The organism is Ensifer adhaerens (assembly GCF_020035535.1).
GTDB lineage: Bacteria > Pseudomonadota > Alphaproteobacteria > Rhizobiales > Rhizobiaceae > Ensifer.
Genome location: NZ_CP083350.1, coordinates 529,942 through 546,781, shown reverse-complemented (window position 1 = coordinate 546,781; position 16,840 = coordinate 529,942). Strand labels below are relative to the sequence as shown.

Annotated in this window: 12 protein-coding genes and 1 pseudogene; 11 read left to right on the top strand and 2 right to left on the bottom strand. The window is 60.9% G+C overall.

Going from position 1 to position 16,840, the window contains the following annotated elements:
* Nucleotides 1-210: 210 nt before the first annotated feature.
* From LAC81_RS22895 to LAC81_RS22870, 6 genes are all read left to right on the top strand, one after another.
* Nucleotides 211-1,206, top strand: a complete 996-nt coding sequence (locus tag LAC81_RS22895; protein ID WP_113538154.1) for a LacI family DNA-binding transcriptional regulator — start codon at nt 211-213, stop codon at nt 1,204-1,206.
* 321 nt (nt 1,207-1,527) lie between these two features.
* Nucleotides 1,528-2,517 (top strand): BMP family lipoprotein, encoded by a 990-nt coding sequence (locus LAC81_RS22890; RefSeq protein ID WP_223729470.1) that lies wholly within the window; start codon nt 1,528-1,530, stop codon nt 2,515-2,517.
* Between the two features lie 59 nt (nt 2,518-2,576).
* The gene (locus LAC81_RS22885) at nt 2,577-4,118 is read left to right on the top strand and encodes an ABC transporter ATP-binding protein (RefSeq protein WP_223729469.1); all 1,542 of its coding nucleotides are present in this window, start codon (nt 2,577-2,579) and stop codon (nt 4,116-4,118) included.
* 54 nt (nt 4,119-4,172) lie between these two features.
* A complete protein-coding gene (locus LAC81_RS22880) occupies nt 4,173-5,222 on the top strand; it encodes an ABC transporter permease (RefSeq protein WP_223730437.1) in 1,050 nt (349 codons plus the stop codon).
* A 3-nt stretch (nt 5,223-5,225) separates the two neighbouring features.
* The gene (locus LAC81_RS22875) at nt 5,226-6,200 is read left to right on the top strand and encodes an ABC transporter permease (RefSeq protein WP_224393542.1); all 975 of its coding nucleotides are present in this window, start codon (nt 5,226-5,228) and stop codon (nt 6,198-6,200) included.
* Nucleotides 6,201-7,127 carry a nucleoside hydrolase gene (locus LAC81_RS22870; protein WP_223729467.1) on the top strand — a complete coding sequence of 309 codons (927 nt, stop codon included), beginning with the start codon at nt 6,201-6,203 and terminating at the stop codon, nt 7,125-7,127.
* Between the two features lie 287 nt (nt 7,128-7,414).
* On the opposite strand, the gene LAC81_RS22865 is transcribed toward LAC81_RS22870, so the two are convergent.
* Nucleotides 7,415-9,547: an NAD(P)-binding protein gene (locus tag LAC81_RS22865; RefSeq protein ID WP_223729466.1), complete on the bottom strand. Its 2,133-nt coding sequence runs from the start codon at nt 9,545-9,547 to the stop codon at nt 7,415-7,417.
* Between the two features lie 412 nt (nt 9,548-9,959).
* Between LAC81_RS22865 and LAC81_RS22860 the strand changes: the two genes are divergently transcribed.
* The 4 genes and pseudogenes from LAC81_RS22860 to LAC81_RS22840 all read left to right on the top strand — a co-directional run bounded on the left by LAC81_RS22860 (nt 9,960) and on the right by LAC81_RS22840 (nt 14,433).
* Complete coding sequence (locus tag LAC81_RS22860; protein ID WP_223729465.1) at nt 9,960-10,841, top strand: hypothetical protein; 882 nt, start codon at nt 9,960-9,962, stop codon at nt 10,839-10,841.
* 163 nt (nt 10,842-11,004) lie between these two features.
* A complete protein-coding gene (locus LAC81_RS22855; protein ID WP_223729464.1) occupies nt 11,005-13,080 on the top strand; it encodes a carboxy terminal-processing peptidase in 2,076 nt (691 codons plus the stop codon).
* Between the two features lie 211 nt (nt 13,081-13,291).
* Nucleotides 13,292-13,510: pseudogene (locus LAC81_RS22845) on the top strand (ribonuclease activity regulator RraA); the annotation flags it as partial.
* Nucleotides 13,507-14,433: a dihydrodipicolinate synthase family protein gene (locus tag LAC81_RS22840; protein WP_223729463.1), complete on the top strand. Its 927-nt coding sequence runs from the start codon at nt 13,507-13,509 to the stop codon at nt 14,431-14,433. The pseudogene LAC81_RS22845 and the gene LAC81_RS22840, both read left to right, overlap by 4 nt.
* Before the next feature lie 325 nt (nt 14,434-14,758).
* Here LAC81_RS22840 and LAC81_RS22835 read toward each other — a convergent pair whose 3' ends face one another.
* Nucleotides 14,759-15,661 (bottom strand): LysR substrate-binding domain-containing protein, encoded by a 903-nt coding sequence (locus tag LAC81_RS22835; RefSeq protein WP_223729462.1) that lies wholly within the window; start codon nt 15,659-15,661, stop codon nt 14,759-14,761.
* A 154-nt stretch (nt 15,662-15,815) separates the two neighbouring features.
* Between LAC81_RS22835 and LAC81_RS22830 the strand changes: the two genes are divergently transcribed.
* Entirely contained in the window at nt 15,816-16,829 is a 1,014-nt protein-coding gene (locus LAC81_RS22830; protein WP_223729461.1) for a dimethylarginine dimethylaminohydrolase family protein, read from the top strand.
* The last annotated feature ends 11 nt before the right edge of the window (nt 16,830-16,840 follow it).

Here is a 16,840-nt window from a genome sequence, read left to right as displayed (position 1 = left end):
GCGTTGCGTTTCACGATGCCGAATCGGTCTAGGCTTGCCGAAGGATGCCTCTCAGGATCGTCTCGGTGACCGTGGCTGCTGCGTGGGGCTTCCTCTGGCCACGTCTCACCCCCGGGGTCTGACAGACGTGTAGACATTCGGGCCGATTGCACGCTAGACGGGGACGATTAGTGTGCCGACGACACAATAGGCATTCAGCGGTGAGAACGCGTGGCAGCAACGATCAAGGATATTGCTAGAAGAGCCGGGGTCTCGACTGCAACGGTGTCGAAGGTCCTGAACCGGAAGGATTCGGTGATCGGGGATGAAACGCGCCAGAAGGTCCTGTCGCTCGCTCGTGAGTTGAATTACACGCCGAATTCGCTGGCACGTTCGCTCGTCACGAGAAAATCTCATGTCATCGGCATCATCGTTCCCGATATCCTCAATCCCTATTTCACCGAACTCGTAAGGGCTTGCGACGATGCGGCCCGCCTGCGCGGCTACACGACGCTCGTCTGCAATTCAGAGGGGATACCGGAGATCGAGACGGCGCACCTGACCTCCTTCGGAGGGCACCGCGTCGATGGCATACTGCTGGCGGCGAGTGACGTCGTTCCCGACACGGAGCTTCTCGATGCCTTGCGAATCCCCATCGTCTGTATGGATCGGGAGATCGGCGCGGTGGCGCAACTCGTCGCAACCGTCGATACGGACTACCGAAGCGGCGCCTACCAGGCGACGCGCCATCTGATCGGCAAGGGACATACCCGTATCGCCTTTCTGAGCGGCGCACCGCACCGGTCGAATACCCAGATCCGTCTTTCGGGCTACACGGATGCACTGACCGAAGCGGGCATTCCCTTCGATCCGGAACTGATACGGTGCAAGGAATTCCAGCACCGGTTTGGTCATGAGGCGACACTGGACCTCCTCGACCGCACGGATTTTTCGGCAATCTGCTGCATGAATGACATGCTGGCGATCGGCGCGATGGTCGCCTTGCGGGAGCGCGGCCGGCGTGTGCCGGAAGACTGTGCCGTGATCGGCTTCGATAACATCTACCTTTCCCCTCTGCTGGAGCATCCACTTTCCACTGTGGATCGGCGCATTGCCCATTCGGGACGCGTGGCGACGAATGCCCTGATCGATTTCCTCGAGGACGCGGATCGCAGGGGAACTGCCATCACGATCATGCCGACGGTTGTCAGCCGCACGACGACCTAAACGGAATGCGATGGCGACGCTGCCATCGTCCGCGTTTTGTCTCACGCCAAGCCGCTCAACCGATCTCCTGGCGGTTCTCGCGAACGTGAGATCGCGCCGCCTCATTTTGTCTCGGCCAACGTTTTTTAGCGACCTCTGTGATTAGGCTTGACGCGGTCATTTTCGCCAAGGTACACGTTTACCTGCGTTTAGGTACACGTTTAACTACGCGAAATCGACGGAATTCCGATTGACAGCGGAACGTCATGTCGTCATTTGTATAGACATTAAAGATCAGTTGGCCGGCGCCGCGTGTTCCGGCATCCAGGGAGGGGAATGACAATGCGGAAACTACTTATGACGACGGTTGCTTTGGTGGCGATGGCTGCCGGTGTGGCAGCGGCCGACTTCAATCCGGCGATCGTCTATGGAACGAGCGGCAAGTTCGACAAGTCGTTCAACGAGATGGCCTATACTGGCGCGGAGAAGTTCAAGGCGGATACCGGATCCGGCTATCGCGATTTCGAGGCGCAGGCTGACTCGCAGGCCGAGCAGGGCATCCGCAACTTCGCAAGCCGCGGATTTAGCCCCGTCATCGTCACCAATTTCGGCTACAAGGATCAGCTGGCCAAGGTTGCCAAGGAATTTCCCGCCATCGACTTCGTGATGCTCGATGACGTGGTCGATCTTCCCAATGTACGGTCTGTCACCTTCAAGGAAGAGCAAGGCTCCTACGTGGTTGGTCTGATCGCCGCGCTCACCTCGAAGAGCAAGGCCGTCGGCTTCATCGGCGGCATGGATATCCCGATCATCCGCAAGTTCGGCTGCGGTTATGCGCAGGGCGCGGCGGCTGGCGGTGCTACGAACATTATCCGCAACATGACGGGCACGACGAATTCCGCCTTCAACGATCCGGTCAAGGGCGGTGAGATTGCCGCATCCCAGATGGGGCAGGGAGCGGACGTGATCTTCGCCGCAGCCGGCGGCACGGGCATCGGTGTTCTGCAGAAAGTCGCCGATACCGGGAAGTTCGCGATCGGCGTCGATTCCAACCAGAACTACATGCATCCGGGCGTCATGCTGACGTCCATGGTCAAGCGCGTCGACGTCGCCGTCTACAATGCGCTCAAGGATGCCAAGGAAGGCCATTTCACCGGCGGCGTCCAGTCGCTTGGCCTGGCCGAAAACGGCGTCGACTGGGCGCTTGACGAGAACAATCGCAAACTGATCAGCCCGGAGGTCGAGGCGGCTGCTGCGAAGGCGAAGGAAGATATCGCCGCAGGCACTCTTAAGGTCCACGACTACATGTCCGACGACAAGTGCCCTCTCTGAGTGACGGTGGGCGAGCGCGTGAGCGCTCGCTCAGTCCAAGCCTTGCCTGGAGTAGGCCCATGAAAGCGGAAAACAGCTCCCCGAAGAACGTGCTGGAGCTTGACGGCATCAACAAGAGCTTTGGCTCGGTGGTTGCGAACAAGGACGTGAATCTCGCGGTCAAGGCCGGCAGCATTCACGGCATCGTCGGTGAAAACGGTGCCGGAAAGTCGACCCTGATGTCCATTCTCTATGGTTTCTATCAGGCCGATTCCGGCGCGATACGCATCGACGGCAAAGAGGTCGGGATCGCAGACAGTCGGGCGGCGATCGCCCACGGCATTGGCATGGTCCACCAGCATTTCAAGCTGGTCGAGAACTTCACTGTCCTGGAGAACATCATTCTCGGTGCAGAAGACGGCGCGTTTTTGCCCTCCAGTCGGCGCAAGGCGCGTCTCGAACTGCAGCGCCTTGCCAGGGAATACGAGCTGCAGGTCGATCTGGAAGCGATCACGGAAGACTTGCCGGTCGGCGTCCAGCAGCGCGTGGAAATCCTCAAGGCGCTTTATCGCCAGGCGCGAATCCTCATCCTCGACGAGCCGACGGGTGTTCTGACGCCGAGCGAGGCCGACCACCTGTTCCGCATTCTCCGTCGCCTTCGCGACGAAGGAAAGAGCGTCATCCTCATCACGCACAAGCTGCGCGAAATCATGGATGCGACGGATACGGTGTCGGTCATGCGGCGCGGAGAGCTGATCGCCACCGCCCCGACATCGTCCATGACGAAGGAGAGCCTTGCCGAGCTCATGGTCGGCCGACGGGTGCTTCTGCGCGTCGACAAGTCGCCAGCGACGCCAGGAGAGGTCGTCTTCGACGTGAGGAACTTGATCGTCCGCGACCAGCGCGGCGTGCGCATGGTCAAGGACGTTTCCCTTTCCGTTCGTGCGGGGGAAATCGTCGGCATCGCCGGCGTGGCCGGCAACGGCCAGACAGAGCTTCTCGAAGCGCTGGCGGGAAACTGCGTGCCGGAATCGGGCACAGTTCTCCTCAACGGCGCCGAGATTGCGGCCGACCCATTCAAACGCCGGGCGGCAGGGGTTGCCCATGTGCCCGAGGACCGGCACGCGATCGGCCTTATCCTGTCGTTCCCGCTGCGCGAAAATGCGAGCCTCGGCTATCACCGGCGTCCGGAATTCGGAACGAGCCCGATGCTGAAGCGGTCGCAGCTCCAGCAATATGCGCAGGATTACATTTCCGACTACGACATCCGTCCGCCCAATCCCGATCTTCGCACATCGCTTTTTTCGGGCGGGAACCAGCAGAAGATTGTGCTGGCGCGCGAGATCGAGCACGACCCTGCAATGCTCCTGGTCGGCCAGCCGACGCGCGGGGTCGATATCGGCGCCATCGAATTCATCCATCGAAGGCTGATCGAACTGCGCGACCAGAACAAGGCGATCCTTCTCGTGTCGGTGGAACTCGACGAGATCAGGGCGCTCTCCGACCGCATTCTCGTCATGTTCGATGGCGCGATCGTCGGAGAGGCAAGTCCGGACGCCTCGGAGCGCGAACTGGGCCTGCTCATGGCTGGCATTACGCAAGAAGATCAAGGGAGAGGCTAAGTGGCCAGCTTTCTCAATGTAAGGCGGATCGTCGATTTCGCGGTCCTGCCACTCATGAACGTCGCCGTTGCGCTCCTGATTTCAGGGCTGGTGGTGCTCTTCGTCGGTCAGAACCCGCTGGAGGCGGTGGGCTATCTCATCAGCGGTTCGCTGGGATCGGGTGAGGGGATCGGCTTCACGCTCTACTTCGCAACCAGCTTCCTATTCACGGGGCTTGCGGTTGCGGTGGCGTCCCATGCCGGCCTCTTCACGATCGGAGCCGAGGGACAGGCCTATCTCGGTGGTCTCGGTATCGCGCTCGTCTGCCTGTCGCTTGACCGCATCGTCCCATGGTACGTGACGCTCGTCCCGGCGGCGGCGGCGGGAATGCTGTTTGGCGCAGCATGGGCCTTCATCCCGGCCTATCTCCAGGCCAAGCGCGGCAGCCACCTCGTCATCACGACGATCATGTTCAATTTCATCGCGTCGTCGATCATGATCTACGTGCTGGTCAACCTGATCAAGGAACCGGGCAGCATGGCGCCGCAGACGCGCCTCTTCGACAGCGGCGGTCTCGTGCCGAAGCTCGGGGAAATCCTGCCGGTCAACATCGGAACCGCACCGCTCAATGTCAGTCTGTTCATTGCCATTGCGGCAGCAGCCTTCGTCTGGGTCCTGATCTGGAAGACGAAGCTCGGTTTCGAAATCAGGGCGACGGGTGCCAATCCGGCCGCGGCCCGGAACGCCGGCATCAGCTACGTCAAGATCACCATCGTCTGCATGTTGATATCGGGCGCTCTCGCGGGGCTTGCCGGCATCAACATCCTGATGGGTGATCTGGGCAAGCTGCAGCTTGATTTCCCGGCCGGCATCGGCCTGGTCGGGGTTGCTGTCGCCCTCATGGGGCGCGGCCATCCAGTCGGGATCGCCATCGCGTCGGTCCTCTTCGGGGTCCTCTATCAGGGCGGCGCGGAAATCTCCTTCTGGATGCCGAACGTCACGAGGGAGCTGATCATGCTCATCCAGGGACTGGTCATTCTTTTTGCCGGCGCGCTGAGCCTGATGTTCCGGAGGTCGGTCTATTCGCTGGCCGATCTCCTGCGCTTCTCGAAACCGGAGGCCTGAGCGATGCAAGAGTTCATGTCCACGACCATTCTTTTGCTCAGTTCGACGCTCCGCCTGTCGGTACCGTTGATCCTGTGCGGATTGGCAGGCCTCTACTCCGAACGTTCTGGCGTGTGGGACATCGGCCTTGAAGGCAAGATGCTGTTTGCCGCCTTTGCCGCCGCTGCCGCCGCCTATCAGTTCGATTCAGCCTGGGTCGGGTTGTTCTTCGCGATCCTCGTTGCCGTTCTTCTGAGCCTCATTCACGGTTTTGCCTCGGTCACGCACCAGGGAAACCAGATCATCTCCGGGGTCGCGATCAACTTCATTTCATCCGGCCTGACGGTTCTCCTGGCGGTGGGCTGGTTCTCGCTCGGCGGCAGGACCCCGCAGCTTCAGCCCGAGGCGCGCTTCCCGACGGTGGTGCTTCCATTCGCCGAGGAGATGCGGTCGGTTCCTGGCATCGGTCCGATCTATGCCGACCTGATTTCCGGCTACAATATCCTCGTCTATGTCGCGTTCGCGGCAGTGCCGGTCACATGGTGGGTGTTCCACCAGACGCGATTTGGCCTGCGCCTGCGCGCCGTCGGCGAAAATCCCGCCGCGGTTGATACCGCCGGCATATCCGTGGATTGGCTTCGTTATCGGGCGTTGCTCTGTGGCGCGATCCTGTGCGGCATTGCCGGGGCCTATCTGTCCATCGCCCAGTCGGCAGGTTTCGTCCGGGAAATGTCCGCGGGCAAGGGCTACATGGCGCTGGCGGCGCTGATCTTCGCCAAATGGCGCCCGGTGCCCGTCCTGTTTGCCTGCCTTCTTTTCGGCTTCCTGGAAGCCCTTTCGATCCGCTTTCAGGCGTTCGATTTCGGACTGGGGTCGGCGCTCTCGACGCAGATCGTACAGTCTCTCCCCTACGTCCTCACAGTGGTTCTGCTGGCCGGCTTCATGGGCCGCGCCATCCCCCCCAAAGCGGGCGGCATACCTTACACGAAAGAGCGTTGAATGACTGAACGTATTATCATTGATTGTGATCCTGGCGTTGACGATGCCGCAGCTATCATGCTCGCTTTCGGGTCGAGCGAGGTCGAGATACTCGGCATCACTGCGGTTGCCGGCAATATCCCCCTGGAGAAGACGGAGGCCAATGCGCGGCTGATCTGCGAATTGGCCAACCGGACGGATATCCGCGTTTTTCAGGGGTGCGGCCGGCCGCTGCTCTATCCCGACCGTGCTGGCGTCACCGTGCACGGCAATGACGGATTGGGGGACATCGGCCTGCCAAAGCCCACGTCAGCGCCGTCGGAACGCACCGCCGTCCAGTTCATCATCGATCAGGTGCGGTCCGCACCTGGCGAGGTGACGCTTGCGGTGCTCGGCCCCATGACCAACATCGCTGTCGCTCTTTCGATCGATCCCGGCATTGCGCCGCTGATCAGACGCATTGTCTTCATGGGCGGCGCGGCCTTCTGCCCGGGCAACATAAAGGAACGGGCGGAATTCAACTTCTACTTTGACCCGCACGCTGCGCAGGCGGTTGTCGCGTCCGGCATTCCCATGGTCATGTTCGGTCTCGACGTCACCCACAAGGCGATTATCACGAAGGAACGGACGGAACGGCTGAAGCGTCTGGGGAAGATCAGCGGCACAATCGCCGACATGCTGAACGCCTACGGCGCGGGCGATCCTTGCCTGCACGATCCCTGCGTTATCGCCTACCTCATAGAGCCTGAAATCTTCTCTGGCGTCGAAGGTTTCGTCGAGGTCGACTGCAGCTCTCCTCTGGCGATCGGACAGAGTGTCGTCAGCGTCACCAAGCGGGAACTCGCCGGTCGCGCACCGAACTGCCTGGTCATGACGGAGGTTGATCACGACCGGCTGTTTGCACTCCTCGAAGAGCGTTATGCACGGATGGAATTACAAGCTGCCTAGCTTTGCCTGGGCGACGACAAGTTCGCTTGTGGTCGCCCGGTTTCGGCTATACCCGCCATGGCTCGCTGGGAGCATCGATCTCAAGGTCGACCGCGGGCGCGCCTGAAACAAGGTGGATCCGATAGCGTCAAAGAACGATATCGCTCGGTCGCCGACGCGGCCGGGCAGGCGGACGCAGGCCATCACCTGCGCCAGGAAGTCTTCTCTAGCGCACATGCACCTCACGCGTACGGTCGGGCGCCACCCTCCGGTCCATCCGTCTTCGGCGCACCTCCCTGGCTTTGCGTTCAGACGGCCGCCTCTTCTTGCCGGATTGAAGCCGGTTCCAATCGCACCGACGTGCCGTAAAGCATTGCAATGTCTTCGCGCAGGAAGGGGGCGTGGTCCCTATCGGCCTGCTCCTGATAGGTTCGGGCATATTGGTGACCCGAATAGACGGCGGCAGCGATCAGGCCGGGCGCCAGACAGTCGCCCAGGCGGCTAACGGTGTTGATGCCGGCATCGGCCCATTCCGCTTCCCGCGCCTTCAGGTCAAGCCAGAGTGTTTCATCGGGTAGCCGCGCCGTGACCGGGACGAGTGCGCCGCAGTCGATTTGCCGCATCTTTCCGCTATAGACGCAGGAGAGTTCGAGCCGGTCTTTCGTGCGGCCCGCAAGCGCCATGGCGGGGATAATCTCGACGCCGAGCTCGATGAGCCGCCTTTGCACCCGCCCCTGTTCCAGGGTGTTCTTGCTCCACGGCGAAACCTGGGATTCAGGCGTCACGAAGGTCACGGCTCGACCGGCCCTGGCCAGCAACTCGGCGAGCACACTACCGATATAGAAACAATCGTCATCGAAGACGACGACCGGTCCGTCGACCGAAACGGCTGCGGCGCCGTTGGCAAGAAGGGCGTCGGGCGAAACAAGGGCGCCCTCGGAGAGGAAGTCGAGCGGTCGCCGGTGCGTGCGGCCGACGCCGTCGCATCGCCAGCGCGCACCGGTGGCAATGGCGACATGAGGCATGCCGTATTGCAGAACGTCGTCGGCGCTCAGCGGGCTGTGCAGATAGAGCTGGGCATTCACCTGCGTGCTCAACTGGCCGACGCGCCAATCGCGCACGCGGCCCCAGGTCGCAAGCCCCGGCAATCGGCATTCGCGTGCGACCCGACCGCCCCATTCACCACCGGCCTCCGCGAGCACGACGTCGACACCGCGCTGGGCAAGAGCACGCGCTGCTTCCAGGCCCGCCGGGCCGCCACCGATGATGAGCGCCGGCTCGGGCGCCGGTGACGACGCAATAATTTCCGGGTGCCAGCCCTTGCGCCACTCTTCGCCGATGGTCGGGTTCTGCGTGCAGCGCATCGGCACGTTGGTATTGTCGCCGGACGTGCAAATGTTGCAGCCGATACATTCGCGGATGTCGTCGACGCGACCCTCCTCGATTTTCTTCGGCAGGTACGGATCGGCGATCGAAGGCCGGGCGGCACCGATGAAGTCGAGGATACCCTGGCGGATTGCCCGCACCATGCTGTCCGGCGAGGTATAGCGCCCGACGCCCACCACGGGCTTTGTCGTGACGGATTTGACGAAGCTGATATAGGGCTCCTGGTAACCTTCCTCGGAGAAGCGGGCCGTCTGGCTGTCGTTGGACCAGTCGGAAAGGTTGACGTCCCAGAGGTCGGGCAGTTCGGCGAGCGCCGAGATGATGTCCCTGCCTTCTCCCTCGCTGGCAATGCCGGAAGGTCCCATCAATTCGTCGACTGCGAGGCGCACGGCAAGCGCGCAGGTATCGCCGATCGCCTCGCGGGTATCCTCCATGATCTCCCGGAAAAGCCGCAGCCGATTTTCGAAGGAACCGCCATACTCGTCGCTGCGGTCATTGTGGCGGCGCGACAGGAAGTGCTGCAGCACGCTCATGTCGTGGCCGGCATAGACATAGACGATGTCAAAACCGGCTTTCTTGGCGCGCAAGGCGGCGTTGCGATACCAGCGGCGCATGTCGACGATATCCGTCTTGTCCATGGCACGCGCCTGGACAGGGTCGAGGCTGTCGCTGATGGCGTGCGAGGGGGCAAGCGGGATTATCCGGCTGAAGCGGTTGGCGACATGCAGACCGTTGTGCACGAGCTGGATGGCCGCCAGGCTCCCATGGTGATGGATGCGCTCGGTGACGGCGGAGAGTGCGGGCAGATCGCCCTCGTCCCAAAGGCGCGCTTCGTTGGCCGGTGTCAGGTCCGAGGTCGGATGGATTTCCGCCTCCTGGGTCGAGACCACGGCCCAGCCACCCTCCGCCTTCATGCCGCGCAGATGGGCCTCTGCGTTCGGATAACGGTAGCCCATGCCGGAACAGTGCGGCACCTGGTAGAAGCGGTTGCGCGCCGTTACAGGGCCGATCTTGACGGGTTCGAAGAGAATGTCGAAGCGAGGGTCTCTGGACATTGTCACTACCATGAATAGAATTCTGTTTGAGGCGGCTCGGGCCGCCCGGGCTTGATGCGCCCAGCATAACCGGCCGCGTTCGCCTCGCAAGGTCATTGCTATACAATTGTATAAATTCCTGCATGGCAAATTGTTTTGATGTCATTTTGCTTCGTCATGATCCCGCACGGTACCCCGGGGTCCGCTGCGGCAGGACTGGGTTCAGGCCCAGTCCTCTCCGATCTCGACATAACCTGGAAGTGAGATGCGGATGGGCGATGACGGAAACAGGATGCAGGTTAGGGCGCCGGAAGCAGGTCGCCTGTATCCACGTGTTTCTGTTTGGTTCGAAGCTTCGATTTCGATTGTAGATCCTTATCCTCACACACTATGGTTTTCCGATCTCGGTGTGGAACCACAAGGGTGACTTGAATTGACGACCAGTGGTACTCGCGTCTGCGTCGCAACACTTGCCGTGGCTGCCTTTCTCCATCCCAAAACGGTATCGGCTTCAACGGCAGAGGCGGAGATCGTTGCCAAGCTTGAATCTTGCGCCGCCCGGCTGGAAGCAGGCAGCAACTATGAGAGCTACGTCGTTGGTTTTGCCCACGCGCAGGAGGTTGTGAGTGGTGCGCTCGAATTCATGCGCAGCAGGGTTGGCCCGACGGAATCCGTGGGGGATGATCCCCAGGCGGCAAAGCGCGATTTTGCGGCAGACCTTCTGGACAACCCGATGCAGGCTCGGTCCCGAGTGTCGGCGCTTGTCGAAGAGTGTTTAGTGCAAACGAGCGCGGCCGAGACGATATTCAATGGTATTGAGGAAAGCCGCGCCAACGAACTTGAGGCCGCAGCGAACGCGCAGCGAGAGGCGGTTGCCCGTGCTGAAAGCGAAGCCGCGAGGGCAGAGCAGGCAGAGCGGCGAGCGGTGGCGGCAGAAGCTGCGGCAGAGCGGGCGAAGGCCGAGATCGCAATTCTCAAGGAGCAGCAGCGGGAGCAGGCGGAGGCAAGGGCTTCCGCAGACGAAGAGAGCGGAATGAGCGGACCGACGGAAAACTCTGTTTCACTAAACGTGCGGCAAAACGTTCAGCGCGCGCTTCAGGCCAATGGCTACACCATTTTCGAAAGTGCCGAAGCGATGAACTGCATGTGGACCGGTTCGGCGCACCTGTGCAATCGGCCCATTGGAGGAATGATGATCAGTATCATGTCGACGCCATATCGTGTCCACATTCTGAATGCAGGCAGCACGATCGATTGCTTGAGGCTTCGCAAAGGTGAACTGGTCGCGCAAGGTAAGGGGGACGACTGCCAATAGTGGCGCTCGCTGGTCCTTCGCCTGCTTCAGGGTTACGCCATCCGCTTTGGAGCCAAGGAGGCGTACCAATTGGCACGTATGATCGACGCGGTTGCCAAAAAACCGTAATTGCTTCACCTAGATTGGCATCGACACTCGGCAATAGGAAATGGATCAACGCTGAATGCGCATATCATACGTCTTCCTTGGTGCATTTCTTGCAATCGTGCAGTCCGCATATGCTGAAGTCGCTCCACCGCCTGTCCTGGAGCCGCTGAAGCAGCAGGCACAAGCTGCGCAGTTGAGTGCGCAGTTTCTGACGCGCTTCAGCTATAAGCCTGTCGCGCTCGACGATGCCTTGTCGGCCAAGATCATGGATCGGTTCATCAAATCACTGGATCCGGATCGTGTGCTTTTCCTGCAGGCCGATATCGACAAGTTCATGTCCGAGCGAAGCGAGATCGACGACGCCATCCGACAGAAGGATTTGACGATCCCGTTTGAGATTTTCAACGTCTACGGGACGCGCGTTGTCGACCGCATGAGCTACGCGCGCGACCTGCTCAAGCAGGACTTCGAATTCCGCACGCAGGAAAGCTATTCTGTGCTGCGTGAGAACGCACCGTGGCCGCAATCGGAAGCCGAGAGCAATGACCTCTGGCGCAAACGCGTAAAGAGCGACTGGCTGCGGTTGAAGTTGGGCGGCAAGACCGACGCGGCCATTCGCGAAACGCTCGCCAAGCGCTACACGAACGCGCTCGATCGCGCCTACAAATACAAGAGCAATGACGTTTTCCAGTCGTTTATGAATGCCTACACCACGTCTGTCGATCCGCACACAGACTACTTCGGCGCGGCTGCTTCGGCCGATTTCAACATCGCCATGAAGCTTTCGCTGGTCGGTATCGGTGCCGTGCTGCAGGAACGCGACGACTACACGACGATCCGTGAGCTCGTACCCGGTGGGCCGGCGCAGCTGTCGGGCAAGCTCTCTGTCGGAGACCGCATTACAGGTGTTGGGCAGGGCAAGGATGGGGCGATCAAGGAAGTGGTCGGCACGCGGCTCGATGAAGTCGTTCAGCTGATACGCGGGAAAAAGGGCTCCGTCGTGCGCCTGGACATCCTGCCGGCAGATGCCGGAGCAGATGCCACCCACCGCGTCGTCACCCTGGTGCGCGATAAAATCAGCCTCGAAAAGCAGGCTGCCCAGAAGACTGTTCTCAACGTGAAAGTGGGCGGCGCCACGCGCAAGATCGGTGTGATTACGCTGCCGGCCTTCTACGAGGATTTTGAAGCCCGGCGCAAGGGCGACAAGGATTTTAGAAGCGCGAGCCGCGATGTCCGCAAGCTTCTCGACGAACTCAAGCGGGAAAAAGTCGAAAGCGTTCTCATCGATGTGCGCAACAACGGCGGCGGTTCACTGGACGAGGCGATTGATTTGACCGGCCTGTTCATCGGCAAAGGTCCTGTCGTCCAGCAGCGCGATAGCGACGGTAAGGTCGAAGTCAGAAGCGCTGATTTTCCAGCGCCTGTCTGGAAAGGCCCGGTGGGTGTGCTGATCAACCGCGGCTCGGCGTCGGCCTCGGAGATCTTTGCAGCGGCAATCCAGGATTACGGCCGAGGCGTGATCATCGGCGAACCCAGCTTCGGCAAGGGCACCGTGCAAACCGTCGTCAATCTCGACGAGGTGGTTCGCAACAGCAAACCTGAATTCGGTGAACTGAAAGTGACCATTGCCCAGTTTTTCCGGGTCGACGGCGGTACAACGCAGCTGCGCGGCGTGACGCCTGATATCAGCCTGCCGGGACTTTCTGACCCGACGAGCTTTGGTGAGACCAGCTTTGACAATGCCCTGCCATGGGCGCAGATCAAGCCCGCGAAGTATGCCCACGCTGACGCCGTTGCGACGTTGCTGCCGAAACTGCAAAGCCGCCATGACGCGCGTGTTGAGAGCGATCCTGACTTCCAACGCTTGCTGAAAGACATCGCGGAGGTGAAGGCACAACGCGAGAAGGGGGAGGTCTCGCTCAATGAAGCCGAACGCCGCAAGGAATTGACTGCCCGAGAAAATCGGCGGAAGGCTCGTGCACAGGCCGGCGATGGAGACGATACTGACAGCGATGACGGTCTCAATGCAAATGAGCGCAGCCTGAGTGCGGACATTGCCATCGAGAATGCCCGCAAGAACGCAAAAGACGTCTTGTTGAACGAGGCCGCCGCCATTCTTGCCGATGAGGCGGTTTGTAGGAAGGCGTGCTAGAGGCGGCTGCAAATTAGCGGTTAAAACAGCTTCGTCTGGCGTTTCGTTGCGGGCCGCGATCTGTACGGTGAGCGTGTCGCCTGGGGCCGCGCCGGCCAAGCCGGACCTTGCCGCATTTGGCGGCGCCGTAACTGATCGGCTCCTGTCATCCGGCAAAGGTCAGACCCGCGACGGAAGGCGGTGCCGCGACGCCATTGCACCATACCTTCATGCTGCTCGCCCTGATGATATTGTCGTGGTCGACGACGACGGTGCGGTCCTCATCTCGTAGGCGCTTCTTGAAGAGGCGCTCGCCGCGGCGCCTGAACAGGAGAGCCTGGAGGCCTGGATCATGACCGAAGTCGACCGGGGTGTGCCGCTTCCCGGTCTTTACCCGATGAACACGGAAACGAAGGCCCGGTGTGAGGCTTGGAGGGACAGCCAGAAATGACGTTCAGCACGCAATCCAAGGGCGTCTACGCCATCGCAACCACGCCGTTCCTTGAGGACGGTTCGATCGACTTCAACTCGATCGACAAGCTGACGGACTTTTATGAGCAGAGCGGCTGCACCGGCGTCACGATCCTCGGGATCATGGGTGAGGCCCCGAAGCTCGAGCCGGACGAAAGCCGGGCCATCGTCAAGCGCGTAGTCTCCCGGTCGAAAATTCCGGTGATCGTCGGGGTCTCCGCTCCGGGTTTTGCCAGCATGCGCTCGCTGGCGCGTGACTCGATGGAGATGGGGGCTGCCGGCGTCATGATCGCGCCACCGCCCGCGTTGCGCACGGATGATCAGATCGTCAACTATTTCGCCGGCGCCGTGGAAGCGGTCGGCGGCGATGTGCCGTGGGTGCTGCAGGACTATCCGCTGACCCTCACCGTCGTCATGACACCCGGCGTCATCGCCACGATCATCACCAACCATCCGTCCTGCCTGATGCTGAAACACGAGGACTGGCCCGGCCTTGAGAAAATATCGAAGTTGCGCGCCATGCAGAAGGCGGGAGAACTTCGCGAATTCTCCATCCTCTGCGGCAACGGCGGCCTGTTCCTCGATTTTGAGCCGGAGCGAGGTGCCGACGGAGCCATGACCGGCTATGGCTTTCCGGACATGCTCACCGAACTGATGGGGCTGTTTGCAGCTGGGAAGAGGGATGAAGCACACGATCTCTTTGACGCGCACCTGCCGTTGATCCGTTACGAGCAACAGCTTGGGATCGGCCTTGCCATTCGCAAGCACGTTCTGAAGCGTCGTGGCGTCATCGCTACCGACGTGCAACGCAAGCCAGCCCAGATGCTCACTCCGGTAGCGCGGGCAGAAGTGGATTACCTCCTTGCCCGTGTCGGAAGACACGACAAACGCGCTGCCCTTTAGTCAGTCCCCGGCCCGTCCGTCGCCGATCAAAAGTTGCGGACGGGTACGGATGTGCATCCGTCGGATCTGCGCCCATGCTTCGTCAATCTGAGGTCGCTTGGCTTTGGCGATTGTCGAAAACACCGCTTGCAGAACGAGCTTTGACGATGCAGGGCCAGGAAAATCCCCTCGAAAGGCTTGCGTATCGGCGTGATCGTTGCTGTCGCAATCCTCATTGCTGCGATCCAGCTTCCTCTAAGCGAAAAGGCAACGTCCTGGGGCCGCTAGCGGCTAGGTCGCTCACGGATGCTTGGTCGCCGACCTCGCCCGGTCGTGGCGCGACATCTCAGGTAAACTCGACGGTGGCCTGAGCTTCGTTGACCACCCAATCGATGAACACCTTGGCAAGCGGAGAGTGATCCCGGTTTTTCTGTGTGATGACGTAGTAGCCCTTGGCCGCGGATTTGATGAAGCCTTTGAGCGGGCGGACGAGCGCGCCTTGGGCAAGCTCTTCGGCGGCAGTGATGTTGTCGCCCATTGCAATGCCCAGCCCATAGCGCGCTGCAGCAAGATTCTGGTTGAAATCCTCGAAGCTCAAGCGTCGCACTGTAGGCGGTATCTCCTGGCCGTGATGCTTGAACCAGTCGTTCCAGTGCGTTAAGCCGACGCCATCGAGAAGGACGTGCCGTGTCAGGTCCTTGGTACGCTTGATGTCGCCGTCACGATTGAGAAGGATCGGGCTGCAGACTGGAAAGAACTCCATCTGCTTCAGTGGCGTCGTTTCTCCTTTGGCGACGCTCGGGTCACCGAACATGATGGCGAGATCCGCTTGGCCGTCTGGAAAAGGTTCGCCCCATTCCGGCATCGAAAGGATCTGCAGTTCGACGCGTTCGTAGCGCTCGTAGAACTTGCCGAGTCGCGGCACGAGCCAGCGGGTTGCAAAGGCAGGCATGCAGCGCACGGCGAGCCGACCTGCGATCGGGTTCCGCTGCAGTCCGAGCACCGCATCGTTGAGCGCTTCAAAAGACTGGGTGAGCTTGGAGAAGAGTTCCTGTCCCTGTGGCGTCAGAACGAAGCTGTCGCGTGATTTCGTCGCCAGCGCGAAGCCGAAATGGTCCTCCAGCTGCCGGAACTGCTTGCTGACCGCGCCGGGCGTCACATGCAATTCGTTTGCTGCCTTCGTCAGGCTCCTGTTGCGGGCGCTCGCCTCGAAGGCGCGCAGGGCATTGAGCGGCGGCAATCTCGTCACCTGGTTCTCCCGTTCCGGATTCTTAATTGAGAAAACCTCAAGTATGGGCGGAAATCAATTCGTTATGAGGGAGGAAAACGATACGTTAGCATCTTCTTTATCGAAACAAGGCCGGGCCGATTGTCGCCACCGGCTCGCATAAAGGGGACCACACGTGAACGCCGCACCGCCGAAGAAAAAGGATCTCTATTCCGCGACGATCAAGTATTTCGGCTCCGTTCCCGAGCCGGCCTTCGAGGCACCGGAGCGGCTTGCCCGCCTTTGGGGCCGCAACTGGGGATGCGACAACGATGTCGGAACGCTGCGCAGCGTCTTGATGCACCGTCCCGGCAACGAATTCTCCGTCATCGACCGCGCCAAGCGCATTGAAGAGATCGGTACCTACGGCGATCTTGAGACCGGCTGGTACTGGCAGAGCGACAGCATTCCGACGCTTGAGGAGCTGCAGGCACAGCACGACGGCCTCGCTGACCTGCTGCGCGCCGAGGGCGTCGAGGTCATCTATGTCGAGGGCGTCGATCAAGGCCGCTTCAAGTCCGTCTATACTCGTGACTCCTGCATCGCCGTCAAGGGCGGCGCGATCGTTCCGCGGCTGGCGCCGCGCATGCGCCACGGCGAAGAACTGCCGGTGACGCGGACGCTCGCCAAACAGGGCATGCCGGTGCTTCGCACCTTGCACGGCACGGCGATGGCCGAAGGCGGCAGCTTCGCCTGGCTCAACAGCCGCACCGCCGTCATCGGCCGCGGCATCCGCATCAACGACGACGGCATCAGCCAGATCGCAGAGGTCCTTCGCTATCAGGGTGTCGAGCTCCTCGTCGTCGATCTCTGCGGCTACGACATCCATATCGACGGGCATTTCCTGATGATCGACGTCGATCTGGCGCTCGTCTGGGCGCGCGGCCTCTCCTTCGTCTTCCTGGAAAAGCTGCGCCAGCTCGGCATTCGTACGATCGAAATGAACGAGGACGACAATCCGTGGATCGTCAATGGCCTGGCGATCGCGCCGGGTCGCGTGGTCATGCCGCGCGGTCTTTCGGATCGCACGCGTGAGGCGCTTTCCCGCAACAACGTCACCGTGCTCGAGATCGACTACGACAAGGTGCAACTCAACGGTGGTGGCATCCACTGCTCGACGAGTCCACTGATCCGCGACAGCGTCGACTGAGCGGAGTTCAG